This is a genomic window from Saccharothrix sp. NPDC042600, from assembly GCF_040647305.1.
Classification (GTDB): Bacteria; Actinomycetota; Actinomycetes; order Mycobacteriales; family Pseudonocardiaceae; genus Actinosynnema; species Actinosynnema mutabilis.
In genome coordinates this window covers 17,948-43,468 of the sequence record NZ_JBEZBW010000018.1, presented here as the reverse complement: position 1 = coordinate 43,468, position 25,521 = coordinate 17,948, and the positions used below count along the sequence as shown (strand labels likewise).

General features: G+C 73.4%; 22 protein-coding genes and 1 pseudogene. 11 read left to right on the top strand and 12 right to left on the bottom strand.

Going from position 1 to position 25,521, the window contains the following annotated elements; all coding sequences use genetic code 11:
* The first annotated feature begins 208 nt into the window (after positions 1-208).
* A complete protein-coding gene (locus AB0A74_RS14855; protein WP_358249590.1) occupies positions 209-1,024 on the top strand; it encodes a hypothetical protein in 816 nt (271 codons plus the stop codon).
* A 70-nt stretch (positions 1,025-1,094) separates the two neighbouring features.
* Here the strand turns inward: AB0A74_RS14855 and AB0A74_RS14850 are convergent, their stop codons facing one another.
* The gene (locus tag AB0A74_RS14850; protein ID WP_358249588.1) at positions 1,095-1,907 is read right to left on the bottom strand and encodes a siderophore-interacting protein; all 813 of its coding nucleotides are present in this window, start codon (positions 1,905-1,907) and stop codon (positions 1,095-1,097) included.
* A gap of 28 nt (positions 1,908-1,935) precedes the next feature.
* A complete protein-coding gene (locus AB0A74_RS14845) occupies positions 1,936-4,212 on the bottom strand; it encodes an excinuclease ABC subunit UvrA (protein WP_358249587.1) in 2,277 nt (758 codons plus the stop codon).
* Between the two features lie 280 nt (positions 4,213-4,492).
* Here AB0A74_RS14845 and AB0A74_RS14840 point away from each other — a divergent pair, with 280 nt between their 5' ends.
* Both AB0A74_RS14840 and AB0A74_RS14835 read left to right on the top strand, forming a co-directional pair.
* Positions 4,493-5,266: a TetR/AcrR family transcriptional regulator gene (locus tag AB0A74_RS14840; protein ID WP_358249671.1), complete on the top strand. Its 774-nt coding sequence runs from the start codon at positions 4,493-4,495 to the stop codon at positions 5,264-5,266.
* Between the two features lie 10 nt (positions 5,267-5,276).
* The gene (locus AB0A74_RS14835; RefSeq protein WP_358249585.1) at positions 5,277-6,044 is read left to right on the top strand and encodes a putative protein N(5)-glutamine methyltransferase; all 768 of its coding nucleotides are present in this window, start codon (positions 5,277-5,279) and stop codon (positions 6,042-6,044) included.
* Here the strand turns inward: AB0A74_RS14835 and AB0A74_RS14830 are convergent.
* Both AB0A74_RS14830 and AB0A74_RS14825 read right to left on the bottom strand, forming a co-directional pair.
* Complete coding sequence (locus AB0A74_RS14830; protein ID WP_358249583.1) at positions 6,019-6,939, bottom strand: GNAT family N-acetyltransferase; 921 nt, start codon at positions 6,937-6,939, stop codon at positions 6,019-6,021. The genes AB0A74_RS14835 and AB0A74_RS14830 overlap by 26 nt on opposite strands.
* Positions 6,936-8,090 carry a winged helix DNA-binding domain-containing protein gene (locus AB0A74_RS14825; protein WP_358249581.1) on the bottom strand — a complete coding sequence of 385 codons (1,155 nt, stop codon included), beginning with the start codon at positions 8,088-8,090 and terminating at the stop codon, positions 6,936-6,938. Before AB0A74_RS14825 ends, AB0A74_RS14830 begins: the two co-directional genes overlap by 4 nt.
* Before the next feature lie 60 nt (positions 8,091-8,150).
* Here AB0A74_RS14825 and AB0A74_RS14820 point away from each other — a divergent pair, with 60 nt between their 5' ends.
* The 3 genes from AB0A74_RS14820 to AB0A74_RS14810 all read left to right on the top strand — a co-directional run bounded on the left by AB0A74_RS14820 (position 8,151) and on the right by AB0A74_RS14810 (position 12,542).
* Positions 8,151-8,732, top strand: a complete 582-nt coding sequence (locus AB0A74_RS14820) for a PadR family transcriptional regulator (protein ID WP_358249579.1) — start codon at positions 8,151-8,153, stop codon at positions 8,730-8,732.
* A 100-nt stretch (positions 8,733-8,832) separates the two neighbouring features.
* Positions 8,833-11,442 carry a DEAD/DEAH box helicase gene (locus AB0A74_RS14815; RefSeq protein WP_358249669.1) on the top strand — a complete coding sequence of 870 codons (2,610 nt, stop codon included), beginning with the start codon at positions 8,833-8,835 and terminating at the stop codon, positions 11,440-11,442.
* Positions 11,439-12,542 (top strand): SWF/SNF family helicase, encoded by a 1,104-nt coding sequence (locus AB0A74_RS14810; RefSeq protein WP_358249578.1) that lies wholly within the window; start codon positions 11,439-11,441, stop codon positions 12,540-12,542. The genes AB0A74_RS14815 and AB0A74_RS14810 overlap by 4 nt, the downstream gene beginning before the upstream one ends.
* 92 nt (positions 12,543-12,634) lie before the next feature.
* Here the strand turns inward: AB0A74_RS14810 and AB0A74_RS14805 are convergent, their stop codons facing one another.
* From AB0A74_RS14805 to AB0A74_RS14790, 4 genes are all read right to left on the bottom strand, one after another.
* On the bottom strand, positions 12,635-15,157 hold the full coding sequence (locus AB0A74_RS14805) for a CHAT domain-containing protein (protein ID WP_358249576.1): 2,523 nt from the start codon (positions 15,155-15,157) through the stop codon (positions 12,635-12,637).
* A 234-nt stretch (positions 15,158-15,391) separates the two neighbouring features.
* The gene (locus tag AB0A74_RS14800; protein WP_358249574.1) at positions 15,392-15,580 is read right to left on the bottom strand and encodes a hypothetical protein; all 189 of its coding nucleotides are present in this window, start codon (positions 15,578-15,580) and stop codon (positions 15,392-15,394) included.
* Between the two features lie 450 nt (positions 15,581-16,030).
* Positions 16,031-16,243 carry a DUF5703 family protein gene (locus tag AB0A74_RS14795; RefSeq protein ID WP_358249572.1) on the bottom strand — a complete coding sequence of 71 codons (213 nt, stop codon included), beginning with the start codon at positions 16,241-16,243 and terminating at the stop codon, positions 16,031-16,033.
* The gene (locus tag AB0A74_RS14790) at positions 16,240-17,211 is read right to left on the bottom strand and encodes a hypothetical protein (RefSeq protein ID WP_358249570.1); all 972 of its coding nucleotides are present in this window, start codon (positions 17,209-17,211) and stop codon (positions 16,240-16,242) included. Before AB0A74_RS14790 ends, AB0A74_RS14795 begins: the two co-directional genes overlap by 4 nt.
* Positions 17,212-17,384: 173 nt before the next feature.
* Between AB0A74_RS14790 and AB0A74_RS14785 the strand changes: the two genes are divergently transcribed.
* Positions 17,385-18,452, top strand: coding sequence for a hypothetical protein (locus tag AB0A74_RS14785; protein ID WP_358249569.1), 1,068 nt, complete (start codon positions 17,385-17,387; stop codon positions 18,450-18,452).
* On the opposite strand, the gene AB0A74_RS14780 is transcribed toward AB0A74_RS14785, so the two are convergent.
* Entirely contained in the window at positions 18,449-19,141 is a 693-nt protein-coding gene (locus AB0A74_RS14780; protein WP_358249567.1) for a carbonic anhydrase, read from the bottom strand. The two genes, AB0A74_RS14785 and AB0A74_RS14780, sit on opposite strands and share 4 nt — an antisense overlap.
* Positions 19,142-19,272: 131 nt before the next feature.
* The gene (locus AB0A74_RS14775; RefSeq protein ID WP_358249566.1) at positions 19,273-20,238 is read right to left on the bottom strand and encodes an aldo/keto reductase; all 966 of its coding nucleotides are present in this window, start codon (positions 20,236-20,238) and stop codon (positions 19,273-19,275) included.
* Positions 20,239-20,357: 119 nt separating this feature from the next.
* Between AB0A74_RS14775 and AB0A74_RS14770 the strand changes: the two genes are divergently transcribed.
* Genes AB0A74_RS14770 through AB0A74_RS14760 form a run of 3 tightly spaced genes read left to right on the top strand, consistent with a single transcriptional unit; the run spans position 20,358 to position 22,928 of the window.
* Positions 20,358-21,407 carry an LLM class F420-dependent oxidoreductase gene (locus tag AB0A74_RS14770; protein ID WP_358249565.1) on the top strand — a complete coding sequence of 350 codons (1,050 nt, stop codon included), beginning with the start codon at positions 20,358-20,360 and terminating at the stop codon, positions 21,405-21,407.
* On the top strand, positions 21,404-22,228 hold the full coding sequence (locus tag AB0A74_RS14765) for an undecaprenyl-diphosphate phosphatase (RefSeq protein ID WP_358249563.1): 825 nt from the start codon (positions 21,404-21,406) through the stop codon (positions 22,226-22,228). The genes AB0A74_RS14770 and AB0A74_RS14765 overlap by 4 nt, the downstream gene beginning before the upstream one ends.
* A gap of 10 nt (positions 22,229-22,238) precedes the next feature.
* Positions 22,239-22,928 (top strand): histidine phosphatase family protein, encoded by a 690-nt coding sequence (locus AB0A74_RS14760; protein ID WP_358249561.1) that lies wholly within the window; start codon positions 22,239-22,241, stop codon positions 22,926-22,928.
* A gap of 440 nt (positions 22,929-23,368) precedes the next feature.
* On the opposite strand, the gene AB0A74_RS14755 is transcribed toward AB0A74_RS14760, so the two are convergent.
* A complete protein-coding gene (locus tag AB0A74_RS14755) occupies positions 23,369-24,523 on the bottom strand; it encodes a site-specific integrase (RefSeq protein ID WP_358249559.1) in 1,155 nt (384 codons plus the stop codon).
* A gap of 85 nt (positions 24,524-24,608) precedes the next feature.
* On the opposite strand from AB0A74_RS14755, the gene AB0A74_RS14750 reads away from it, so the two are divergent.
* Positions 24,609-24,923: a metalloregulator ArsR/SmtB family transcription factor gene (locus AB0A74_RS14750; protein WP_358249558.1), complete on the top strand. Its 315-nt coding sequence runs from the start codon at positions 24,609-24,611 to the stop codon at positions 24,921-24,923.
* On the opposite strand, the pseudogene AB0A74_RS14745 reads toward AB0A74_RS14750, so the two are convergent.
* Positions 24,904-25,521: pseudogene (locus AB0A74_RS14745) on the bottom strand (hypothetical protein); the annotation flags it as partial. The gene AB0A74_RS14750 and the pseudogene AB0A74_RS14745 overlap by 20 nt on opposite strands.

The window sequence follows — 25,521 nt, the reverse complement described above, 5'->3', positions numbered from 1 at the left end:
GGACGTGATCGGCAACGTTAGAGCAGGTGGTGCGGGCCGACAATCGGCCGACCGTGGCACCGGCGTGCGGGTTCCCGAACGTCTCGGACCGGCTGTTCCGGAATCATTCCGCGCATTGATTACTGCCCACGATGATTTCAGTGTTGACTGAACTTAAGTCTTGGAATTTCTGTTGTGCCAACTTGCACAAGATCGCTACGGTTCCGGCGTGGCGGACGGCAGGGGACGGGGCAGGCCCCGCAAGGACCCGGACCGGTTGGCGCGCTGGACACCGCCCGAGGGGTGGTCCCGGCTCGTCGCGTGGATCTCGCCGGAGGAGAAGAGGGCGCTCAAGCACGCCGCGGCCGACGCGGACGTGCCGGTGGCCGACCTCGTGCGGCGCTTGGCGGACGGCTTGTCCACCGGGGTCGTCAGCCACGAGTCGTTGTTGAGCGGACGAACGAGAGGGGGACCAGTCGTGGAGAAGATCCCGACGCTGTTCGAGCGCGACGACCGGTTCCGGGTGACCGACCGGCCCAAGCCCGAGTGCGCGTGGGTGTTCGAGGGCGAGGGCATGGGCACCGAGAAGCTCGACGGGACGAACGTGCGGCTGACCGTGCGGTCGGGCCACCTGGTGCGCGTGGAGAAGCGGCGCAACCCGGGCCGGGAGCAGAAGGCGCTGGGCATCGTGGACGGGTGGTACGTCGACACGTCCGCCGACGCGGCCGAGGACAAGTGGATCCTCGCCGCGGCGGGCGGCACCGACGTGTCGGGCTGGCCGGACGGCGAGCACTCGTGCGAGGCGCTGGGCCCGCGCATCCAGGGCAACCCGCTGGGGCTGGACGACCACCTGTGCGTGCCGTTCAACACGACCGCGCCGGTGTACGACGAGGTGCCGCGCGGGTACGGCGAGCTGCGCGAGTTCCTGGCGACGCTGGAGAGCCGGTTCTCGCCGGGGAACCTGGCGGAGGGGATCGTGTTCCACCACCCGGACGGGCGGCGGGCGAAGATCAAGCGCAAGGACTTCCCGGGACTGGCCGCCTGAGGCCGGGTCGGGCGGGTGTGGGTGCGGGGGTGGTCGGTTCGCGTGGGAGTCGGCCGCCCCCGCACCCGTTCTAGAAGGCGACGCGTTCCTGTGCGTCGGCGAGGTCTTCGTCGGTCGGGGAGTCGTCCTGGGTGAGGGTGAGCCGCCAGTAGCCGGTGAAGTCGACGGCCCGCTTGTCGAAGCCGCGCTCGTCCACCAGGTGGCGGCGCAGCGCGCGGACCGTCGACGCTTCGCCGCCGAGCCACGCGTAACCCTTGCCGGCGGGGAGGTCCGCGGCGCGCACGGCGTCGAGCAGGCCGGTGCCGTGGCCGGGTGGGGTGTCGCCGCGGTGGACCCAGTGGACGTCGCCGAGTGGTTGTTCCTCGGTGGCGTCGCGGGCTTCGACGAAGGTCAGCGCCCGCGTCCCCGCCGGCAGTGAGGCCAGGAGGGTGGCGATGGCGGGGGTGGCGGCCTCGTCGCCGGCGAGCAGGTACCAGTCGGCCTTGCCCAGGGGCCGGTGGTAGACCTTGGACGGGCCGTAGCGGCCGAGGGTGTCGCCGACCCGGGCGTGCAGCGCCCACCGCGTGGCGGGGCCGGCGTGGTCGTGCAGGACGAAGTCGATGTCGATCTCGGCGGTGTCGGGGTGGTGGGCGCGGACGGTGTAGCTGCGCAGCCACGGGCGTTCGGGTTCGGGGATCGCCTGGTAGGCCTGGTACCAGCCCATGCCGTACTTGTCGCCGCGGTCGGCGGGCAGGTCGGGGACGGGGTGGCCGTCGCGCGGGAACAGCAGTTTGAGCTGTTGGTCGGGCCAGGTGGGGAAGTCGTCCAGGCCGTCGCCGGTGAAGCGGACGCGGGTGACGCGCGGGGTCACCGGGTGGACGGCGGTGACGTGCAGGAGTGGCATCGGTGGTCCTGTGTGGGTCCGGGTCGGGTCAGCGGCCGACGTAGGCGCGCAGGTGCTGGGCGGTGAGGGTGGAGCCGTCGGCGACGAGGTCGGCGGGGGTGCCGGTGAACACGATCCGGCCGCCGTCGTGGCCGGCGCCGGGGCCGAGGTCGATGATCCAGTCGGCGTGGGCCATGACGGCCTGGTGGTGCTCGATGACGATGACGGTGCCGCCGTCGTCCACGAGCCGGTCGAGCAGGCCGAGGAGCTGGTCGACGTCGGCGAGGTGCAGGCCGGTGGTGGGTTCGTCGAGGATGTAGGTGGAGGCCTTCTCGGCCATGTGGATGGCGAGCTTGAGGCGTTGGCGTTCGCCGCCGGACAGGGTGGTGAGGGGTTGGCCGAGGGAGACGTAGCCGAGGCCGACGTCGACCAGGCGGCCGAGGATGGCGGCGGCGGCCTTCTGAGTCGAATCCTTCTGGGTGAAGAAGTCGCGGGCCTCGGTGACGGACATGGCGAGGACTTCGCTGATGTCCTTGCCGCGCAGCTTGTGCTCCAGCACGGCGGGGGTGAACCGCTTGCCCTCGCACTCCTCGCAGGTCGAGGCGACGCCGGCCATCATGGCGAGGTCGGTGTAGACGAGCCCGATGCCCTTGCACTTGGGGCAGGCGCCTTCGGAGTTGGCGCTGAACAGGGCGGGTTTGACGCCGTTGGCCTTGGCGAAGGCGGTGCGGATCGGGTCGAGCAGGCCGGTGTAGGTGGCGGGGTTGCTGCGGCGGCTGCCGCGGATGGGGGACTGGTCGACCGTGACGACGTCGTCGCGGCTGCCCAGGGAGCCGTGGATGAGGCTGGACTTGCCGGAGCCGGCGACGCCGGTGACGACGGTGAGGACGCCGAGGGGGATGTCGACGCTGACGTCCTTGAGGTTGTGCAGGTTCGCGCCGGTGATGGCGATGTGGCCGCGCGGGGTGCGGGGGTCGGGGCGCAGGCTCGCGCGGTGGTCGAGGTGGCGGCCGGTGAGGGTGCCGGAGGCGCGCAGGCCGGCGACGGTGCCGGTGTAGGTGATCTCGCCGCCGTGGACGCCGGCGCCGGGGCCGAGGTCCACGACGTGGTCGGCGATCTCGATCGTCTCGGGCTTGTGCTCCACGACCAGGACGGTGTTGCCCTTGTCCTTGAGGCGCAGGAGGAGGTCGTTCATGCGCTGGATGTCGTGGGGGTGCAGGCCGACGGTGGGTTCGTCGAAGACGTAGGTGATGTCGGTGAGGGCGGAGCCGAGGTGGCGGACCATCTTGACGCGCTGGGCCTCGCCGCCGGAGAGGGTGGCGGACTGGCGGTCGAGGCTGAGGTAGCCCAGGCCGATCTCGACCAGGGAGTCCAGGGTTTCCTTCAGGGTGGCGACCATGGGGCGGACGGACTCGTCATCGATCTTGGCCACCCAGTCGGCGAGGTCGCTGATCTGCATGGCGGCGCACTCGGCGATGTTGACGCCGTTGATCTTCGAGGAGAGGGCGGCGGCGTTGAGGCGCGCGCCGCGGCACCCGGGGCAGTCCTTGAAGGTGACGGCGCGGTCCACGAAGGCTCGGATGTGGGGCTGCATCGACTCGCGGTCCTTTGAGAGGAAGGAGCGCTGGACGCGGAGGACGAGGCCTTCGTAGGTGACGTTGGTCTTGCCGACCTTGACCTTGGTGTTCTCCTTGTGGAGCAGGTCGTGCCACTGCTGGTCGGTGTAGGTGTCCAGCGGGGCGTCCGGGTCGAAGAAGCCGGACTGGGCGTAGGTCTGGGTGAGCCAGCCGTCGGCGGTGAAGCCGGGGACGGTGATGGCGCCCTCGTTGAGGGACTTGGTGCGGTCGACGAGCCGGTCGACGTCGATGGTGGAGACGCGGCCGAGGCCCTCGCACTCGGGGCACATGCCCTCGGGGAGGTTGAAGCTGAACGCGCCCGAGGTGCCCACGTGCGGTTCGCCGAGGCGGCTGAACAGGATGCGCAGCATGGTGTGGGCGTCGGTGGCGGTGCCGACGGTGGAGCGGGAGTTGGCGCCCATGCGTTCCTGGTCGACCACGATGGCGGCGCTGAGGTTGCGCAGGGCGTCGACGTCGGGGCGGCCGACGGGGGCCATGAAGGACTGGATGAACGCGGTGTAGGTCTCGTTGATCAGGCGCTGCGACTCGGCGGCGATGGTGCCGAAGACGAGCGAGGACTTGCCGGAGCCGGAGACGCCGGTGAAGACGGTGAGGCGGCGTTTGGGGATGTCGACGCTGACGTCCTTGAGGTTGTTCTCGCGGGCACCTCGGACCTCGATGACGTCGTGGCTGTCGGCGGCGGTTCCCATGCCTTGCTTCCCCCTGGTTTCTTTATGCCGTAAAGTGCCGAGCCAGCGTAGTTTATGCCGTAAGGAAGCGCAAGCGGCTTCGACGTGCGGCGAGCCCGCGGTTGGCGGCGGCCTGATCGCTAGCGGCCCGCACGCTCGCCGACTGGGCGAAACGCCCGAGGTGACATAGTCGCTCGGTCGACGCCACGACGGCCCGAGACCGGCGAGCGGCGGCCTGGTGGCCGCAGGTTTCTTTATGGCGTAAAGTGCGGCTGACTGGTAGTTCCGTGAGGAGATGCGTGTGGTCGTTTACGCCGGGCAGGGGGACGTCCGTCGGTCGATGTCGTTGTTGTGGCGGCGGCCGGCCGGGGAGGCGAAGCCGGGGCTCAACCTGGAAGCGATCATCGACGCGGCGGTCGCGGTGGCCGACGAGCACGGTATGGCGGCGCTCTCGATGCGGGCCGTGGGGGAGCGGCTCGGGCGGACGGCCATGGCGCTCTACACCTACGTGCCGAACAAGGCCGAGCTGATCGACCTCATGTACGACAAGGTCCTCGGCGAACTCCCCGGCGACTACCCCCTCGACCAGGGCTGGCGGCCCGCGCTGACCGCCTGGGCGCGGGACACCCGGGCCTTCTACCTCTGGCACCCGTGGGTGCTCCAGGTGTCGCAGGCCCGCCCGGCGCTGGGACCCAACGAGTTCCGCATGCTCGAAACGCTCCTGCGCGTCCTCAAGGAGACCGGCCTGGACGTGCAGGTGCTGCGCGGCGTGGTCGGGGTGGTGGTGCAGTTCGTGCGGGGGTCGGCCGAGGTGATCGCGGACGCCCGTCGGGCCTCGCGGGACACCGGGGTCAGCGACGAGGAGTGGTGGTACGCCCGGTCGCCGGTGCTGGAGGAGGTCGCGGCGGACTTCGCCACCCGGTTCCCGCTGGCCACCTGGCTGGGCGGGGCGGAGGCGCCGACCGACGACGAGTGCACGCCCTACCTGGAGCGCGAGGCGGAGTGGAACTTCACCGTCGGCCTGGACGTCCTGCTGGACGGAATCGAGGCGACAGTCGCCCGCTCGGTGGGGTAGGGGTACGCGCGTGGACGTCGTGACGCGGCTGCGGGCCGCCGGGTGTGTGTTCGCCGAGGACGAGGCGCGGTTGCTGATCGAGGCCGCCCCGTCGCCGGCGGAGCTGGAGGCGATGGTGGACCGGCGGGTGGCCGGGCTGCCGCTGGAGCACGTGCTGGGGTTCGCGGAGTTCCGCGGCCTGCGGGTCGCGGTGGACTCGGGCGTGTTCGTCCCGCGTCAGCGCACGGCGCACCTGGTGGGGCTGGCGGTGCCGTACGTGCGACCCGGCGCGGTCGTGGTGGACCTGTGCTGCGGGTCGGGGGCGTTGGGCGCGGCGGTGGCCGACGCGGTGCCCGGCGCGCTGGTGTACGCGGCGGACCTGGACCCGGCGGCCGTGGCGTGCGCGCGGCGCAACCTGCCGGCGGACCGGGTCTTCGAGGGCGACCTGTACGCGGCGCTGCCCGGGGAGCTGCGGGGTCGGGTGGACGTGCTGGTGGTCAACGCGCCGTACGTGCCGACCGGGGCGATCGCGTTGATGCCGCCCGAGGCGCGCGACCACGAGCCGCTGGTCGCGCTGGACGGCGGCGCGGACGGCCTGGACGTGCAGCGCCGGGTGGCGGCGGGCGCGCCGGAGTGGCTCGCGCCCGGCGGTGCGCTGCTGCTGGAGACCAGCGACCGCCAGGCGCCGACGACGCTCGCCGCGTTCGAGCGGGCGGGCTTCACGGCCCGGGTCGAGCGGGACGACGAGGTCGGGGCGACCGTCGTCGTCGGGGTCACTGCCCCACGACCCCGTCGGTGAGCTCGCGGACCACGTCGAGGTGCCCGACGTGCCGCGCGTACTCCTGGAGCAGGTGGAACAGGATCCACGCCAGGGTCGGCGTCGGCAGCGTCTCCACCCGCCACCGGGCCATCCGGTCCTCCAGCCGCGCGGCGGCGGCGATCTCGCGGGACCGCGCGCACTGCTCCAGGTAGAACGCGCGGACGTCCTCGACGGTGTCGGCGTCCACGACGAACTCGGCGCGCTCGACGTCCGGGTCGCCGTAGGGCCGGTCGACCTCCTCGCCGGTGAACCCCCACCGCAGCCAGCGCAGCTCCACGTACGCCAGGTGCTTGACCAGCCCCAGCGGTGACCAACCGGACGGGACGCGGCTGGTGCGCAGCTGCTCGTCGGTCAGGCCTTCGAGCTTGCGCAGCACGGTGGCGCGGTAGTAGTCGAGGTAGCGCTCCAGCAGCTCGACCGGGTCGGCGAGGTCGGTCGGCGGTTCCAGCGGCACGCCCAGCCGGCCGGTCACCCGGTCGCCCTGGACCTCCAGGACCGCTCCGGCCCGGCGCAGCAGGGACACGGCGGCGGTGTTGGCGCTGGTGGTCTCGGCGGTGACCACGGGGATGCGCCGCACCACCGCCCGGTCGACCACCGAGCGCAGCGCCCGGAGCCCGACGCCCCGGCCGCGCGCGGACCGCGCCACCCACAGGCCGGTCTCGCCCTGCGGGGTGAGGCGGATGAACCCGACCGTGTCGCCGCGCCGGACGATCTCGTAGGAGTGGGCCTGGAAACCGCGGTAGAAGTCCAGCAGCGCGGACACGTCCCCCGGCGTCCAGTCCGGCGGCATGACGTCGGACGGGTCGGCGTCGGACACGGCCAGCGCCGCCAGCCGGTGCAGGCCTTCGTCGTCCAGCGGGCGCAGTTCGATCACCGGGACAGCTCCTTCTCCAGCGGGGTGCGGAAGCGGGGTACGACCCGGACGCCGCCCAACCACGTGGTCAGGCGGGCGGCTTCGGCGTCGAGGGCGGCGCGGGCGTGCGCGCCGACGTCGGTCAGGGCCTGCCAGACGACCTCGCCGTCGGGGCGCTGCGCCCAGCCGCCGACCACGCGGCCGTCGCACCAGGCGGTGGGACCGACGTTGCCGGCGGTGTCGAACAGGCGGGGCCGCAGCTCCGGCGCGAGGTACCAGTCGCGGCCCTGCCAGCCCATCGGCGTCGGGTCCAGGGCGGGCAGCAGCGCCACCCACGGCTCGGTCGCGGGGGTGAAAAGGTCGTCGGGCAGCGCCCAGCCGGGGCCGGTGGACAGCGCGACCTCGACCGCGCCGACGGTCTTCAGCGCGGCGCGGACCGCGCCGAACGTCCAGCCGGTCCACCACTTCAGGTCGGCCTCGGTGCCCGGCCCGAACGCGGCGAGCCAGCGGCGCACGAGTTCGGCCCGGGCCCGGTCGGTGTCCATCGCGGGGAACGGCTGCGCGGGCGCCCACCGGAACTGGCTGCTCAACCAGGAGCCGCGCGGGCGGCTGCGGCGCATGCGGCCGTCGGCGGCCAGGACGCGCACGACGCGGCTGGACACGTTCTGCCGGGTCTCGTACTTGCGGCCTTCCGCGACCACGACCTGTTCGAGCAGGTCGGGGACGTCGCGGCCGAGTTCGACCACGGTGGCCTCGCCGCGCGCGGCCAGGGCGGCCAGGGTCGCCCGCTCCACCTCGTCCAGCCGTTCGGCGTCCCATCCGACGCCCTCGGCGAGGTACTTGAGCAGCCCGGCGCGTTCCTTGGCGGCGATGGCGCGCGCGGCGGCGGCGTCCACCACGGGGGCGAGGTCGGCGGTGACGGCGAACATGGTCCGGCGCATGCACAACAGCCGCACCAGGCTGCGCCGCTCGTAGAACGCCTCCTCGACGGCGGCCACGGACGGGCTGGTCAGGCGGGCGCACGCGGACAGGAACACCGTCGCCGGGTCGGTGGCGTGCAGACCGACCAGGGCGTCCACCACCTCCTCCACGGTGTCGGCCTTCGCGGCGAGCAGGTGTCGGCGGCCCAGGCGGGCGCGGCGGTCGTCGTCGGTGATCTCGGGCAGGGCCACGGGCCCATCCTGGGCGATCTACGCTGGCCGCGAAACCGGATTCATTCAGGCAGGGGCGCGATGTCGGCGACGCGGTTGCTGGTGCTGGGCGTGGTGCGCGGGTACGGCGTGGCGCACGGCTACCTGATCGGCAACGACCTGATGTCGTGGGGCGCGGGGGAGTGGGCCAACGTCAAGTGGGGCTCGATCTACCACGCGCTCAAGCAGTTGACCAAGGAGGGCCGGCTGGCCGCGGAGGAGGTCCCGCCCGCGCGCACCGACTACCGGATCACCGCCGAGGGCGAACGGGAGTTCCAGCGGTTGCTGCGCGACGCGCTGCGGCGTCCGGAGACCCGGCCGGACATGCTCGGGGCGGGGCTGGCGCTGCTGCCGTCGTTGCCGCGCTCGGACGCGGTGGCGTTGCTGCACGAACGGCTGGCGGCGTTGGAGAGCCGGCGCGACGCCGCGCGGGCACAGGTCGCCGCGTGGACCGACCCGCCGCACGTGCGGGAGTTGTTCGGGCTGTGGGAGCACACCGCCGACAGCGGGGTGGCGTGGACGCGCGGGCTGCTGGAGCGGCTGGAGGGCGGGGCCTACCCGATGGCGGGGGAGCGGAATTCCCCCGGTGACCCCGGCAGTTGGCCTATACTCAAGTTTGAGTAGCCAAGGGGGAGCACTGAACACCGGTCTGGAACGCTGCGCGGCCGTCTTCGAGGCCGCCGACCCGCCCCGCACGTCCACGGTCGCCTTCTACGGCGACCACCTGCCCGACCACGACGACGGTCCCGACCCCGGCTGGGGGACGGTGGTCGTCGCGTCGCCCGACGGGAGCAAGCGCGAGGTCGCGGCGGTGCGGCTGCCGGTCGCCGACGCCGTGCCCGTGCTGTCCAAGGCCCGCCGCACCGGGGACGCGCACCCCGCCGCCGCGTTCTGGGGCGCCGCGGTGGTCGTGGCGTTGCAGTTGGTCGCCCGGGGCCGCGTGCGGCCCGCGGTCACCGACGGCGACTTCGACGCCTGGCGACTGGGGCCGCTCGACCCCGCCGACCTGCGCCGCGTGCGCGACCTGGCCGAGGCGATGCCCGCGCCCGCCCGCGCCGTCCCGCTGCCCGGCCGCCACCCGCTGGAGCTGCCCGAGGCCGAGCCGCTGCTGCGGGCCTTCCTCGACGCCGTCGCCGACACCATGCCGCGCGGCGCGGCGGCCGTGCGCGCGCTGGGCGCCCCGGCGTTCGCCGCGCCCGAACCGCAGCGCGTGCCGCACCTGCGGGCGTGGGCCGACCAGGGCGTCCGGGTCTCGCTGCGGATCGAGGGGCTGGAGCGGTTCCGCGCGGTGGTGCAGGTGCACAGCCTCGCCGACCCGTCGCTGGTGGTGGACGCCGCCGAGCTGTGGGCCGGGGCCGACCGGCGCGCCCAGTCCGACGCGATGCTGGTCGTGCGGCGCGCCGCCCGCGCGTTCCCGCCGCTGGAACGCCTGCTCGACCTGCCAGTCCCCGACGAGGTCGCCCTGCTGGACTCCGACGTCGAGCAGTTGCTGCGCGACGGCGCGGTGCGGCTGGCCGCCGTCGGCGTGGACGTGCACTGGCCCAAGGACCTCGTGCGCGACCTGTCCGCCCGGGTCGTCCTGGGCTCCGACGACCGGGGCGACCGGCCGACCTTCTTCGGCCCCGACCAGCTCACCGCCGTGAACTGGCAGCTCGCGCTGGGCGACGACCCGCTCACCCCCGAGGAGCTCGACCGGCTCGCCGAGGCCCACCGGCCCGTGGTCCGGCTGCGCGACCGGTGGACCCTGGTCGATCCCGACCTCGCCCGCAAGGCCCGCGAACGCGACCTCAAGCCCGTCGCCGCGATCGACGCCCTCGGCGCGGCCCTCACCGGCGTCACCGAGATCGACGGCGAACAGGTGCGGGTGGCCGCGACCGGCTGGCTCGACGACGTCCGTGCCAAGCTCGCCCTGCTCGACACCGAACCCGTCGAACCGCCCGCCGCGCTCAACGCCACCCTGCGCGACTACCAGCTGCGCGGCCTGCGCTGGCTGGACCGGATGACCTCGCTCGGACTGGGCGCGTGCCTGGCCGACGACATGGGCCTGGGCAAGACCGTCACCCTCATCGCCCTGCACCTGCACCGCGACTCCGGCCCCACGCTCGTGGTGTGCCCGGCGTCGCTGCTGGGCAACTGGGAGCGCGAGATCGGCAGGTTCGCGCCCGGCGTGCCGGTCACCCGCTACCACGGCAGCGGCCGGGAGGTCGCGCACGAGGGGTTCGTGCTCACCACCTACGGCACCATGCGCCTGGACGCCGAGCGGCTCGCCGAGGTCGAGTGGGGCCTGGTCGTCGCCGACGAGGCCCAGCACGTGAAGAACCCGTCGTCGGACACCGCGAAGGCGTTGCGCCGCATCCCCGCCGCCGCCCGCGTCGCGCTCACCGGCACCCCGGTGGAGAACAGCCTCACCGAGCTGTGGGCCGTGCTCGACTGGACCACGCCCGGCCTGCTCGGCACGCTGGCCTCGTTCAAAGCCAGGTGGGCCAAGCCGATCGAGGCCGACCACGACCGCGCCGCCGCCGACCGGTTCGCCGCGCTGATCAGGCCGTTCCTGCTGCGCCGGCGCAAGTCCGACCCCGGCATCGCCCCCGAGCTGCCGCCCAAGACCGAGACCGACCGGCCCGTGGCGCTCACCCGCGAGCAGGCCGCGCTGTACGAGGCGGTCGTGCGGGAGCTGATGGCCGAGATCGCCGAGGCCGACGGCATCGCCCGCCGCGGCCGGGTGGTCAAGCTGCTCACGGGGCTCAAGCAGGTGTGCAACCACCCCGCCCAGTACCTCAAGGAGACCTCGCCGAAGCTGGAGGGCCGCTCCGGCAAGCTCGAACTGCTCGACGAGCTGCTGGACACCATCCTCGCCGAGGACGGCGCGGTGCTGGTGTTCACCCAGTACGTGGCCATGGCGCGGCTGATCGGCAGGCACCTCACCGCGCGCGGCGTCGAGTCGCGGCTGCTGCACGGCGGCACCCCCGTGCCGGCGCGCGAGGAGATGGTGGCGCGCTTCCAGGACGGGTCCGTGCCGGTCTTCCTGCTGTCGTTGAAGGCCGCCGGGACCGGGCTCAACCTCACCCGCGCCGACCACGTCGTGCACTACGACCGGTGGTGGAACCCGGCGGTGGAGGACCAGGCCACCGACCGCGCCTACCGCATCGGGCAGACCAGGCCCGTGCAGGTGCACCGGCTCATCGCCGAGGGCACCATCGAGGACCGCATCGCGGCCATGCTGCGCGCCAAGCGCGACCTCGCGTCGTCGGTGCTGGCGCACGGCGAGGCGGCGTTCACCGAACTGTCCGACGCGGAACTGGCCGACCTGGTCGAACTGAGGAGCGGCTCATGACTTCCCCCGAACGCGCCAAGGGGTTCCCGCCGTTCGGCAAGGGCGTGCGGCGGGCCCGGTCGTGGTGGGGCCGGACCTGGTCGCAGGCCCTGGAGGACACCTCGCTGGACCAGACCCCGTTGCGCCAGGGCCGCAAGTACGCCAACGCGGGCCTGGTCGGCACCATCACCGTCAGCCCCGGCCGGATCACCGCGCCCGTCCACGACACCGACGACACCTACCGCACCACCGTGCGGCTGGCCGAGTTCACCGAGCCCGAGTGGACGCGGTTCCTCGCGGCGGTCGCCGCCAAGGCCGGCCACCTGGCCGCCCTGCTGGACCGCGAGATGCCGCGCGAACTGGCCGAAGCCGCCGCCGACGCCGGGGTGCGGCTGCTGCCCGGCATCGGCGACCTGGACTTCGAGTGCTCCTGCCCGGACTGGGAACTGCCCTGCCGGCACGGCGCGGCCCTGTGCCACCAGGCGTCGTGGTTGCTCGACACCGACCCGTGGCTGTTGCTGCTGCTGCGCGGCCGGACCCAGGAGGAGGTCGTCGCCGGCGCCCGCCCCGCGGCCGGCGTGCCCGCGGTGGCCGCCTACGCCGCACCGGCGGTGCCGCTGCCGGAGGACCCGCCCGTCGAGGACCTCGGCGCGCCACCGCGGTTCGACCCGGTGGACGGCCTGGACGTCGAGGTGCTGTCCCTGCTGGTGGCCGACGCGGCGGCCAAGGCCCGAGCGTTCCTGCGCACCGGCGAGTGGCCGTCGTGGACCGACCGCGAGGACACCGTCCGCCTGGCCGCCACCCAGCCCGCGCTGGCCACCCGGCTGGCCGCCGACCCGCGCGAGGTGGCGGCGTGGCACCAGGGTGGCGCGAGTGGACTGTCCGTCCTGGACGACGCGTGGACCCCGCCGAAGTCCGACCTGAACCGGGCGCGCTCGGCCTGGCGGGACGCGGAACTCCCGCCGGCGAAGGTGTGGCGCAACCGGTGGACTGTCCACAACGGACAACTCCGCTACGGCCCCGACCACCGCTGGTACCCCTACCGCGCCCAGGGCGACGGCTGGTGGCCCACCGGCACCCCGCACCGCGACCCGGCAGCCGCCCTCACCGACCTGCCCTGACCGCACCGCCCCGACCGACTCGGCCTGCCCGACCGACCTGGCCTGCCCGACCTGGAACCACCACAGGTGTGGTACCACACCTGTGGTGGCTGCTAGTTCCGGCCGCTGCCCAGGCACACGAACGGCCGCCGCAGCGGGTCCACCGCGATCGCGTCCGCCAGCGCCAACGCCGGCTGGGCGCCGGCGGCCAACCTGCGGTGGTAGTAGTCCATGGTCGCCGCCGACGCCTGGTCCCCGACCCGGCTCACCGGGGCCACCACCATCTGCGACCCGCTCGCCAGCAACGCGCTCGCGAACCCCAACGGCTCGTCGCCCGGCCGGATCCGGTTCAGGGCGAGCTCGCACGCCGCCAGCACCACCTGCCGGGGCGGGTGCGGGAGGTTGGCGAGTTCGTGGGCGTACAGAGGTCCGTCGGTGAGTTCCAGCCGTGAGAACAGGGCGTTCTCCGGCTCGTGCACGCCGTGCGCGGCGAAGTGCGCGATCTCCGCGTCGTCCGAAGTGGACAGCACCGCCGCCACCGTCGCCGCCTCGCCCGACAGCAGCGCCGCCGAGCTGTAGTGCGCGCCCAGCTTCGCGATCTCGCCCACCGCCGCGGGCAGCCCCGGGCCGCGCACCAGCACCGTCCGCCCGTCCCGCGCCCACTCGCCGCGCTCGGCCGCGAGCCACGCCGTCGCCGACGGGGCCACCACGATCGGCCGCGCGTGCAACGTCGGCAGCACGCCCCACGGCACCGCGTACAGCGCGCCGGTCGGCACGACCACCAGGTCCCGGTCCCCGACCAGGTCCACCAGCGGCCGGACGAGCTGGGCGTCGAGCCGGTCCGCCTGCTTGCGCGCCGAGGTCGAGAGCACCCGCACGAGCGCGTCCGGCAGGTGGTCGGGGGCCAGGGCGTTGAGGTCGGCGTTGAGCATCCGGGCGCTCTCCGCCGCCGCGCCCGCCGACCCGAGCCGCACCACGCGCACGTCCCCGTCCACCACGACCACGGCGACCAGGTCGTCCTCCGACGACGCGAAGCTCACCAACGCCCGAGCGCCCAGTTGCGCCACCACCTCGCCGAGCTTGGCCATCGGGCGCGGGCTGCCCCAGCGGCCCGAGTGCCAGCCGATCTGGTTGGCCTTGCGCAGCCGCTCCGCCCGGCGGGTGCGCAGCGACCCGGTCGGGTGGCCGTCGTGGTGGGCCTTGTGGATGGACTGGGTCAGGCTGCGCACCTCGGCGATCAGCTCCGCCAGCTGCGGGTTGTCCACCCGGGTCACCGGCTCGTACCGGTAGGTCTGCGCACGGGTGCGCTCCAGCCACGCGAACAGCCGCCGCGCGTCGCCCTCCTCCAGCACCAGCTGCACGGCCAGCTCGGTCAGCTCCCGGCCGTGCAGGGCGGTGCCGGACAGCAGCTCCAGCCCGCCCATCCGGTCGCGCACGTGGTCCAGCTCGGCGAGCCCCGCCCGCACCTCGGCCAGCGCGGCCGTGCGGTCGCCGCGCGCGGTGGCCAGCTCCGCCCGGCACAGCCGGCGCAACATCCGGTGGTCGATCGCGGTCAGCCGACTCGGGCGCGGCACCCCGTCCAGCACCCGGTCGGCCGCGTCGAGGTCGCCGCGGCGGACCTCCAGCCGCACCGCGAGCATCCGGGCCAGCGCCGCCTGCTCGGCCAGGCGCGGCACCGGCAGCGAGTCGGCGAACGCCAGCACCCTGCTCGGCAGCGACCGCGGCACCCGACCCGACCGCAGCGCCAGCTCGGTGTCCACCCGCAACCCGATCAGCGTCGCGTTCGCCACGCACGTCTCGCAGCCCCACCGCCGCATCCGCTGCCGCGCCGCCGACGCCATCTCCCGCGCCAGGTCCAGGTCACCGGTCATGTAGGCGGCGACGGCCCGGGTCAGCTCGACGTCGGCCAGCTCGCCGGTCGCCACGCCCCGGTCGGCGCGCATCTCGGGCAGCACGCGGTCGAGCTGGTCGCCCGCCTCGTCGGCCAGGCCCGCGACCAGCAGCGCCTGCGCGCGGTGCAGGCCCAGCAGCGGCGGCACGTCCAGGCCGAGGTCGCGGTAGGCGCGTTCGCTGTTCTCGTAGCGGCGCAGCGCCGCGGGCACGTCGCCGATGCGCAGCTCCAGCCGGCCCAGCGCGTGGCTGGCGTCGGCGGCCAGGTGCACCAGGCCGTGCCCGGTGGCCAACGCGACCGCGCGGGACAGGTCCTGGCGGGCCTGGGTGATCGAGCCGAGGTTGGTGTGCGCGGTGCCGCGGCTGCGCAGCGTCTTGACGATCGGTTCGACCAGCGCGGGGACGGGCTCGTCGGCCGCCGCCAGCCGCCACTCCTCGTGCGCGAGGGCCTGGTCGAGCACGGCCACGCCCTCTTCCAGCAGGCCCGCGTTGAGCAGCAGCAGGCCCCGGTTGTGCCCGACGCTGCCGGACAGCTCGGCGCGCAGCAGCGGGTCGGCGACGTCCTCGATGAGCAGGCGCACCTCGTCCAGGCCGGTCAGCCCGGCGGTCAGGCCCGCGGTGTCGGCCATGAGCGCCGAAAGCGTCGAGGAGAGGCGGATGCGCGTCACGAGCCATTCCAGCCGGATGCCCGGATCGACCGGATCCACCGATTCCGCCATGCCCCGGGCCCGGCGCAACAACCGCATCGCTTCGCGATGTCGCCCGGAACACGACGCGTCCACTCCGTCGCGGTGCAGGGCGCGGGCTTCGCGGATGACCTCGGATTCGTCGCGGGAAGCGATCACAGGCACATGTCCATCACAGCACAGAAGGCGACGGGAAACGCCCGCCGACCGGATCGTCGGTCGGCGGGCGCGGTCACGCTGGGTCGATCGGTTCCCAGGGCCGATCGGTTCCTCTCGATCGGTTCTCCGGGCCGGTCAGTTGGCGGACGTCTTCTGGACGCAGCCGTTGCCCGAGCACATCGGCGTCAGCTCGCCGCCGTCGTGGTTGTGCTCGTGGTCGTGCTGCTCCCCGTCCTGTTCCGGCGTCTCCGGCAGGACGTCGGTGGTGGTCGCGTCCTCCGGGACGTCGCCGCCCTGGAAACCGGTTTCGGTGGTCGTAGACATAGCGATCTTCCTCCCCTGATGATCTGTCTAGGCCAATCAAGCGACCCGCGCGACTGCGCCGAGTCACGTTCGGCGGCCCCTCTTCCGCACGAACGGACCAATGGTGGCACAACGGAGTAATGATCGATGGGTAAATTTTGCACATCGGCGAGCAACCTCGGGCTGACGTGCGTAAACGGCGCAGTATTCACCCATTCAGGTAATACTGGGGGCGTGGCCGGCCGAGTGGATCACGCCGGCTGTCGCAGGCGGGTTCGCCCGAAAGCGAAAATTCCTCAGCGCCGCGAATAAATCCGGTGGTTCGGGGGAGTGCGGGCGGTCGTGCGCGTCACCCGGCCGGGGCTGTGCGCGTCACCCGGGTGGCCGAGTCGCGCGGTGCCCGCCGGCGGTCGTGCGGGCGGCAGGGGACGGCGCGCGTGCCCGTGGGCGCGTGCGGACCCCGGGGGTGCGTCAGGTGATCACGCCGGGCAGGGAGTCGGCGGTGCGCTTGCGGCGCAGCCACACCTTGCGGGAACCGTCGCCGAACAGCAGCGTCCGCGACAGCTCCCAGCCCGCGAACTCCGCGTGGATCGCCAACTGCGTCGTCGCCGTGCGACGGGAGACACCGGCCGGCAGGCGCAGCGGCCGGTACTCCCAGTCCCCGTCGACCACCCCTTCGCTCATGACCCGATCACCTGCATCCCTTGGCCGTCTCCGGACGCGACGAACACGCGCCCGCTGCCCGGGTCCACCGCCACCGAGTCCGGCTGGCGGACCGTGGCGTACCGGCGCTTCTCCACCGGCTCGCCGCCCGCGACGTCGAGCGCGACCACCTCGTTGCGCTCGGTGAGCGTGACCCACAGCAGGTCGCGCCGCTCGTCGTAGGCCATCCCGTACGGTGCGCCCGGCAGCGGGAAGCGCTGCCGCATGATCAGCGGGCGCACCGAGAACGCCATCAGCTCACCGCCGCGCGTGTCCACGACCAGCACGCGGCCGAACCGGTCGGCCACCGCCGCGGTCGCGCCCTCGCCCGCCCGCAACCCCGCGCCCAGCTTCGGCTCCGCGCCGAGGTCCACGTCGAACACCGCGCTGCGCGGCCGGTCCAGCACCACCGCGTGGTCGCCGACCGCCACCAGCCGGTCCGGGCTGGACACCCCGCCCACCGCGCGACCGGCCACGTCCAACGACTTCGCGTCCCGGCGCGCGACGACCTCCTTGCCGCCCGCCCGCGCCACGTCCACCGGCCCGCCGTCGACCGGCCGCGACGACGACGTGCCGTCCGCGCGCACGGTCACCACGACCCCGCTGCCGGGCACCGGGACCTCCACCGCGTCCCCCGCGACCACCAGCCGCTCGGCCACGCCGGGCAGCGGCACCACCCGCGGGGCGGCCAGGTTGTCCAACGGGTGCAGCGACACCGACGGCGGGTCGGCCAGCGCCACGGCGACGTGGCCGGGCAGGACCGCGACGGCGCTCGCGCGGCGCATCGGCAGGACCGTGCCCTCGGGCGTGGCCGTGACCCGCGGCGACACCGCGGGCTTTGCGGGTTCCAGGGTCGCGGCGATCTGCAGCGGGTCGCCCGGGTTCTCCTCGGTCGCGCAGCCGGACAGCAACGCGGTCCCGGTGAGCACTGCCGCGGCCAGTCGGCGCAACGTCGAACCTCCAGCTAGCCCGATCGCGAGAACGTCCTCCCAGCATCCATCACGAAACCACCATCGTCACGCAGGGGGAGGGTGTTGTCGTTGGTCCAGGGGAGTGGTAGTGGCCGCGCACCCGTACCCCGACGGGCCTTTCCGCGACTATCCCAGGTGACGGGAGGCGGCCGATGACGGTGGAGGAACTGCGGGCCAGGCACGTGGAGCTGCTGCGCGACCGCAGGGTCGCCGACCACCTCGGCCCACCCGCCCGGGAGGCCCCGGGCGAGGACCGCTACCACACCTGGACCCAGGTGGCCGCCGAACCGCTGCGCACCCGCCTGACCAGGCTCGCCGACGTCCGCGTGCGCCCCGCGGCCTACCGCCCGGCGCACCTGCGCGACCTGCAGGCCACCCTCGACGCCTGCCAGCCCGAGGTGCTGCACCTGGCCGACGCGGCGGGCTGGAGCGTCCGGACCCCGGTGCTGGCGGGCGTCTTCCCGACCGGCACCCTGGACGGCGTCAGCGTGCCGGTGCCCGGCCGGGGCGTGCTGGTCCTGGTGAACACCGCCCTGCTGGACCTCACCGCCGCTGTGCTGAAGATCATGACCGGCGCGCTGCCCGCCTACGGCACGCCGTCCCTGCTCACCGCCGACCAGGCGGGCTACGCCCTGGCCGAGGCCGTCAACGCCTACCTCTACGGCAACGGCGCCGTCGCCGCCCGCCCCCTGCCCGAACTGGCCGGGCAACGCCTGGCGCTGGTCGGCCTGATGCTGCGCCGCGCGACCCAGTTCGTCATCGCGCACGAGGTCGCGCACGTCCTCGCGGGCCACCTGGTCACCGCCCGCCGGGTCACCGACCCCGACACGCCGGTCGGCGCCCTGGACGCCTGGTCGGTCGGCTGGCCGCGCGAGCACGAGGCCGACCGGGTCGCCGCCACGATCATGCTGCGCACCCTCGACGACCTGGCCCCGCGCCAGGTGGACGTCATCGAGCCGTGCCTGGTGGGCGCGCTGCTGCTGGTGCTGTTCCTGCACGAGGTGACCGACCGCCTGGCCGCCGAGCAGTCCCGGCCGGTCCCGTTCGCCGCCACCCACCCGCCGCCGGTGCGGCGCATCCAGGCGCTGGTGGAGCACCTGGCGGGCCGGGTCCGGACACCCCGCGCGCTGGACCTGGCCGCCGACGTGGCGACCTGGCTGGAGGACCAGCTCGCGGGGGTCCGGGAGTGGTTCCGGCTGGTGGACGAGGTGCTGATCTAGGTCAGCCGGGTGACCGCGCCGGTGTCGAGCTGGTAGCTGGCCGCCACGACCTTCACCCCGTGGTGGCGCACGGCGGTCCTGATGGTCACCGACCGCTCCACCATCAGCGCCGCCACCCGCTTGGCCTGGTTGTCCACGCACCGGGCCAGGAACGCCTTCTCGTCCCGGTCCGGCGGGGTCGCCAGGACCGCGGGCTCGATCGCCCGCACCAGCGTGGAGATGTCACCGGACACCTCGGTCCGCCCGCGCACCACGTCGATCGTGGCCGAGACCGCGCCGCAGGAGGCGTGCCCGAGCACGACGACCAGCGGCACCTCCAGGTGCTCCACCGCGTACTCGACGCTGCCCAGGACGCTGTTGTCCAGGACCTCGCCGGCCGCGCGGATGGTGAACAGGTCGCCGAAGCCCTCGTCGAACACCAGCTCCGGCGGCACGCGGGAGTCGGCGCAGCCGACCACGCAGGCGAACGGGTGCTGGCCCTTGACCAGGGACTCGCGCCACTTCAGCGACTCGTGGGGGTGGGTCTGGTGACCGCTGACGAAACGCCGGTTGCCCTCGGCGAGTTTGCGCCAGGAGGCCTCCGCGTCGAGGTTCTTCGAGTCCGGCGCCTCCTGCGCGGAGGCGGGGGACGCGGCGGCCAGGGCCGCCGCCGTGCCGGCTGTGAGGCCGAACAGTCGACGCCGCGTCACCGCGGCTGTGTCACTTGAATCGCGCACGGCGGCGAACGCTAGACCCGATCACGACCGACACCGCCATTGGGGTAACAGATCACACACATTTGGTGACGCGAAGTTACCAAAGCGGAGGATTCGGTCGAACGTCACCCCATCGGACGTTCCGGATAACCGAACTCGACGGCGCTCACGTCGTCCAGCGCCGACCGGATCGCCGGCGGCAGCGCGATGTCCTCCGCCGCCAACGACCCCAGGAGCTGGCCGGTGTCGCGCGCGCCCACCACCGGGGCCACCACGCCGGGCCGGTCGCGCACCCACGCCAGCGCCACGCACAGCGGGCTGGTGCCCAGGCCGTCCGCCGCCGTCGCCACCGCCTGCACGATCCGCGCCGCCCGCTCGGTGCGGTGCTGCTCGACGTACCCGGCGAAGTGCGCCGACGCGCCCCGCGAGTCCGACGGCGTCCCGTTGCGGTACTTGCCGGTCAGCACGCCGCGGCCCAGCGGCGCCCACGGCAGCAGCCCGATCCCGTGGTGCTCGGCCGCCGGTGCGACCTCCCGCTCCACCCCGCGCTCCAGCAGCGAGTACTCCACCTGCGTGGACACGATCGGCGTGTGGCCGGGCAGCGCGGCGGCGGTGCCCAACTGCCAGCCCGAGTAGTTCGACACGCCCGCGTAGCGGACCTTGCCCGAGGCCACCGCGTGGTCCAGCGCGGACAGCGTCTCCTCCAGCGGCACCGCCGGGTCCCACGCGTGCAGCTGCCACAGGTCGATGTGCTCCACGCCCAGCCTGCGCAGCGAGCCGTCCAGCGCCGACAGCAGCGCCGCCCGCGACGCGCCGCCGCCGAACGGGCCGTCGTTGCGCCGCGCCACCGCCTTGGTCGCGATGACCAGCTCGTCGCGCGGCACGACCTCCCCGATCAGGCCGCCCAGGATGCGCTCGCTCTCGCCCTCCACGTAGACGTCGGCGGTGTCCACGAGCGTGCCGCCCGCCTCGGTGAAGGCCATGAGCTGCGTGGCGGCCTCGTCCGCGTCGGTGTCCCGGCCCCAGGTCATCGTGCCCAGGGCCATCCGGGAGACCCGCAGACCGCTGCGGCCGAGGTATCGCTGTTCCACGCGGCGCAGCCTAAACGGTGATCGACATTCCGGCGGGCGCACACGGCGCATGTCCGGTCCAGAACAACCCGATAGCCTGCCCTGGCGCACCCGGTTACCCGCCGGTAGGGTCCCGTCCCGTGCGACTGGGACTGAACCTCGGGTACTGGGGCGCGGGCAACGACTCCGCCAACCTCGAACTGGCCAGGGAAGCCGACCGGCTGGGCTGGTCGGTCGTCTGGGCGGCGGAGGCCTACGGCTCCGACGTGCCGACCGTGCTGGCGTGGGTGGCCGCGCAGACCGAACGCATCGACGTCGGCAGCGCCATCCTGCAGATCCCGGCGCGCACCCCCGCCATGACCGCGATGACCGCCGCGACCCTGGACACCCTGTCCGGCGGCCGGTTCCGGCTGGGCCTGGGCGTGTCCGGCCCGCAGGTCTCCGAGGGCTGGCACGGCGTGCGCTTCGACAAGCCGCTGGGCCGCACCCGCGAGTACGTCGACATCGTCAACGCCGCCCTGCGCCGGGAGAAGCTGCGCTACGACGGCGAGCACTACCGGCTGCCCCTGCCCGACGGCCCCGGCAAGGCGCTCACCCTGACCGTGCACCCGGTGCGCGAGCACATCCCGATCTACCTGGCCTCGGTCGGCCCGAAGAACCTCGAACTGACCGGCGAGATCGCCGACGGCTGGCTGGGCGTGTTCTTCTCGCCCGAGCACTCCGCCGCCTCCCTGGACGCGCTCCGCGCCGGCCGGGCCAAGGCCGGCAAGACCCTGGAGGGCTTCGACGTCGTCCCGACCGTGCCGCTGGTCGTCGGCGAGGACTGGCGCGCCTGCGCCGACACCGTCCGCCCCTACGCCGCGCTCTACGTCGGCGGCATGGGCAGCCGGGAGAAGAACTTCTACAACGCCCTGGCCGCGCGCATGGGCTTCGCCGCCGAGGCCGCGCAGGTGCAGGAGAAGTACCTCGCCCGGGACTACCAGGGCGCGATGGCCGCTCTGCCGGTGGAGTTCCTGGACTCGACGTCGCTGCTGGGGACCCGCGAGCGCATCGCCGAGCGGATGAAGGCCTACGCCGAAGCGGGGGTCACCACGCTCACCCTTTCGCCCATGCTGCAAGATCTTGAGCAGGGGATCGCGGCGCTGCGCACCGCGACCGAAGCTCTGGATCTGGCGGGAGTGGGTAGTTGAGCTGGTTGCAGGCCCTGGTTCTCGGAATCGTCCAAGGCTTGACGGAATTCCTGCCCATTTCCTCGTCGGCGCACGTCAGGATCGTCTCGACGCTGTTCTTCGGCAACGACGCGGGCGCGTCGTTCACCGCGGTGATCCAGCTGGGCACCGAGGTCGCCGTGCTGATCTACTTCGCCAAGGACATCGGCAACTTCATCGCCGCGTGGTTCAAGGGGCTGTTCAGCAAGGCCGCCCGCAAGACCGAGGACTACCGGATGGCGTGGTACGTGATCATCGGGTCCATCCCGATCAGCGTGCTGGGCTACGTCTTCAAGGACGAGATCCGCAGTTCGCTGCGCAACCTGTGGATCACCGCGACCGTGCTGGTGGTGTTCGGCATCCTGCTCGGCGTCGCCGACCAGTTCGCCAAGCACATCCGCACCCGGTTGGAGCTCAAGGACGCCGTCGGCATGGGCCTGGCGCAGGCGATGGCGCTGATCCCGGGCGTGTCCCGCTCCGGCGGCACGCTCACCGCGGGCCTGTTCCTGGGCCTGGAGCGGGCGGCGGCGGCGCGGTACTCCTTCCTGCTGGCCTTGCCCGCGGTGTTCGGCGCGGGGCTGTTCAGCATCCCCGACGTGCTCGACCGGTCCGAGCCCAACGCCGCGTCCGTGCCGCAGATGATCGTGGCGACCCTGGTGTCGTTCGTGGTCGGCTACGCGACCATCGCGTGGCTGCTGCGGTACGTGTCCAAGCACAGCTACTCGGCGTTCGTCTGGTACCGGCTGCTGCTGGGCATCGTGCTGATGGGCCTGCTGTCGATGGGTCTCATCAACGCCACATAGGGTGGTCGTCGTGGCTACCGTGATCCTGCTCCGACACGCCCGTTCCACCGCCAACGGCTCCGGCGTGCTCGCGGGCCGCGCCCCCGGCGTGGGGCTGGCCGACAGCGGCGTGGCGCAGGCGGAGAAGCTCGTGGAGCGGTTGGCCGGCGTGCCGATCGACGCCGTGGTCAGCTCGCCGATGGAGCGCTGCGCCCAGACCCTGGCCCCGTTGCTGGCCGCGCGCGCGTTGGAGCCGGTGGTCGAGCCGGAGCTGGCCGAGGTCGAGTACGGCGAGTGGACCGGCAAGGAGATCAAGGAGCTGCTCAAGGAACCGCTGTGGCAGGTGGTGCAGCAGCACCCGTCGGCCGCGGTGTTCCCCGGCGGCGAGGGCCTGGCGGCCGTGCAGGCCCGCGCGGTGGCGGCGATCCGGGCCCACGACGCCCGCGTGACCGAGCGGTTCGGGCCGCGGGCGGTGTGGGTGGCGTGCAGCCACGGCGACGTGATCAAGGCGGTCCTGGCGGACGCGCTCGGCGTGCACCTGGACGGCTTCCAGCGCATCGTCGTGGACCCGGCGTCGGTGTCGGTGGTGTCCTACACGCCGACCCGGCCCTTCGTGCTGCGCGTCAACGACAACGGCGGCGACCTGTCCGGGGTCGTGCCGCCGCCGGAGAAGCGCGACGAGGAGCCGTCCTCGGACGCCGTCGTCGGCGGCACCACGTGATCCGGTAGCCGCGGACCCACCGATCGCCGTGGACGGGCCGGAGGCGGTCCCGGGCGGGCAGCGGGTCCCGGAAGGGTGACGGTGGCCCCCGGACAGTGCAGGGTAGTCCGGGGGCCACGGCCTGGCGGCGGAAAGCCGGTGGTCGTGGCGAGGGCGACCAAGGTGGACTGATCGTATTGCCGTTAATGCGCGGGTAAATGCCCTCTTAAAACGTGAGACGCTTTCACGAGTTCGCGAGCAGTGCAGGTCAGCTCCCTGCACGACGTGCGAAAAACTGGCAAAACCGCAGCTCAAACTATGTGGAAACACCACGGAAACAAATCGTGGCAAGCGGTCTTGTGCCGCATTCCGCTGGCCCGTTCGGTCCAGTCCGCCCGGACGGGGCCTGTTTACAGTTAACAACCGTTCGTGCGCTCTGCGTCACACTCCCGGACGCGTGTTCACAGGCCCAGACGGGTGACCGCGTTGTCTTCGAGGGGGTTGGCGGTACGGATGTAGCGGTGCACGGTGCGCGGGTTGGTCCACCGGCCCTGCCGCATGATCTCCCGGTCGCTGGCCCCGCCCAGCGCCGCCTGCGTGGCGAACCCGGCGCGCAGCGAGTGCCCGCCGAACAGCGCCGGGTCCAGGCCGGCCTTGAGCGCGTACCGCTTCACCAGGTCCGAGACCGCCTTGTCCGACATCGGCTTGGCGGCGATCCGGCCGTACCGGCTCACCGCGGGGAACAGCGGCCCCTGGTGGGCCTGGGGCCGGTAGCTGTGGCAGCGGTGGGTGGGTTCGCCGTCGGGTTCGTCCTCCAGCAGGCCGCGCGGGTCGGCGGCGGTCAGGACGTCCACCCAGTCCGCGAACGCGCACACCGGGCACGTCGGGCGGCGCGCGCCGCGGGGGAGCACCACGCGCTGGGCGTGCGTGCCGGTCTGGTCGGTCTTGGTGACGCCGAGGTCCACCAGCAGCAGCGGCTCCCGGGTGCGGGCGTCCACGTCCACGGTGACGTCTTCCAGGCGGAGGTTGGCCAGTTCGCTGCGCCTGAGGGCGCCGGCGAAGCCGACCAGGAGCAGCAGGGCGTCGCGGCGGCGGGCGACCCCGGTGGGCCAGCCCGGCGGCGGGCGTTCGGCGAGCAGGTCGGCCAGGGTGTCCAGCAGGACCGGGCGCTTGCGGCGGGGCTGGTCGCGGCGGGTGCGGCGGATGCCCCGCAGGGTCAGGCGGACGACGTCGGACCTGGTGGGGGAGGGGAGGCCGCCGGCGGCGTGCACGGCGGCGATGGCGGCGGCCTTGCGCTCCAGCGTGGAGGGGCTGAACGCGGGGGAGCCGTCGGGTTTGGCGCTCTCGGCGGCCACGGCGAGGTAGACGGCGACGTCGACCGGGTCGGCGGGCAGCGCCTGGCGGTTCTCCCGCTCGCACCACGCGGCCCAGGCGACCCAGTCGGAGCGGTAGGCACGCAGCGTGTTGGGGGACTGTGCGGCGCTGAGGTAGCCCGCGAGGGCGGCCGCCTGCTCGTCGTCGAAGCGGCGGCGGACCTGCTCCAGGGCGGCGAGGTCGACCAGGACCGGGTGGGTGACGCGGTCGAGTTCGGCGCGGACCGGCTCCGGCAGGCTCATGGGGCGTGACGCTACCAGGTCAATAATCTTTATTCCTTCAGTGTAGACAGAAATGGAATCCTGATCGGCGGTTACGATCCCCGGCATGCGCGCGCTGGAACACCCCGCTGTGGAGGACCTCAGGCTCTCCGCGGTGCTCGCCGCGCTCGCCGACCCGGTGCGGTTGCGAATCGTGGCGGAGCTGGCGCGGTCGGGTGGGATCGTGTGCGGGCAGTTCGACGTTCCGGTGAGCATGTCGACGCTGTCGCACCACTTGAAGGTGCTGCGGGAGGCGGGCGTGCTGCGCGTGACCCCGCAGGGCAGTTACCGGACGCACGAGCTGCGGCGCGAGGAGATGGAGCAGCGCTTCCCGGGGGTGCTGGACTCGATCACGCGGGCGGTCAACGGCACACCCGTGTGAAGTCGATGGCCTCCGGGCGGACCCGGAACCGGACCTCGTGGCCCTTGGCGTCGGTGAAGACGGCCCCGGTGTCGCCGATCTTGGCCTCGTCGATGCCGCAGTGGGTGTAAAGGCGGTAGGGGAACGAGGGGCCGGCCGGGGGTGTCGAGGGCGGAGTGGTGGTGGGCTCGGCACTGTTCGGCACCGCGGTGTTCCGGGCGGGGGTATTCGGCCCGGCGGTGTTCGGCCCGGGGGTGTTCGGGGCGGCGGTGTTCGGGGCGGCGGTGTTCGGCGCGGTGCTCCCGTGTTCGGCGGCGGGAGGGGTGGTCGGGTCGGGGCGCAGCGCGTGGACCGCTCCGCCCACGACGAGCACCGCGCCGGCCGCTGCCGCTGCCAAGGCGCGGCGGGTGGCGCGGTTGTTCGCGGTGGCCGGCGCGGGTGGGTGGCCGCGGTGGTGTGGCCTCCGGCCCCCGGTTCCAGCGTCCCACGGGGTACCGACAGAACCGGTCGGGTCGGGGAGGGCGTCGGCCGCGGTGGTGTCGGTGTCGGCCGCGGTGGTGTCGGTGTCGGCCGCGGTGGTGTCGGTGTCGGCCGCGGTGGTGTCGGTGTCGGCCGCGGT

Excerpts from the sequence above, each read along its gene's own strand:
- AB0A74_RS14820 (WP_358249579.1), top strand. The coding sequence starts at position 8,151 with ATGTCGGCGACGCGGTTGCTGGTGCTGGGCGTGGTGCGCGGGTACGGC.
- AB0A74_RS14850 (WP_358249588.1), bottom strand. The coding sequence starts at position 1,907 with ATGCCACTCCTGCACGTCACCGCCGTCCACCCGGTGACCCCGCGCGTC.
- AB0A74_RS14785 (WP_358249569.1), top strand. The coding sequence starts at position 17,385 with ATGACGGTGGAGGAACTGCGGGCCAGGCACGTGGAGCTGCTGCGCGAC.
- AB0A74_RS14750 (WP_358249558.1), top strand. The coding sequence starts at position 24,609 with ATGCGCGCGCTGGAACACCCCGCTGTGGAGGACCTCAGGCTCTCCGCG.
- AB0A74_RS14795 (WP_358249572.1), bottom strand. The coding sequence starts at position 16,243 with ATGAGCGAAGGGGTGGTCGACGGGGACTGGGAGTACCGGCCGCTGCGC.
- AB0A74_RS14755 (WP_358249559.1), bottom strand. The coding sequence starts at position 24,523 with ATGAGCCTGCCGGAGCCGGTCCGCGCCGAACTCGACCGCGTCACCCAC.
- AB0A74_RS14845 (WP_358249587.1), bottom strand. The coding sequence starts at position 4,212 with ATGGGAACCGCCGCCGACAGCCACGACGTCATCGAGGTCCGAGGTGCC.
- AB0A74_RS14805 (WP_358249576.1), bottom strand. The coding sequence starts at position 15,157 with ATGCGGTTGTTGCGCCGGGCCCGGGGCATGGCGGAATCGGTGGATCCG.
- AB0A74_RS14800 (WP_358249574.1), bottom strand. The coding sequence starts at position 15,580 with ATGTCTACGACCACCGAAACCGGTTTCCAGGGCGGCGACGTCCCGGAG.
- AB0A74_RS14810 (WP_358249578.1), top strand. The coding sequence starts at position 11,439 with ATGACTTCCCCCGAACGCGCCAAGGGGTTCCCGCCGTTCGGCAAGGGC.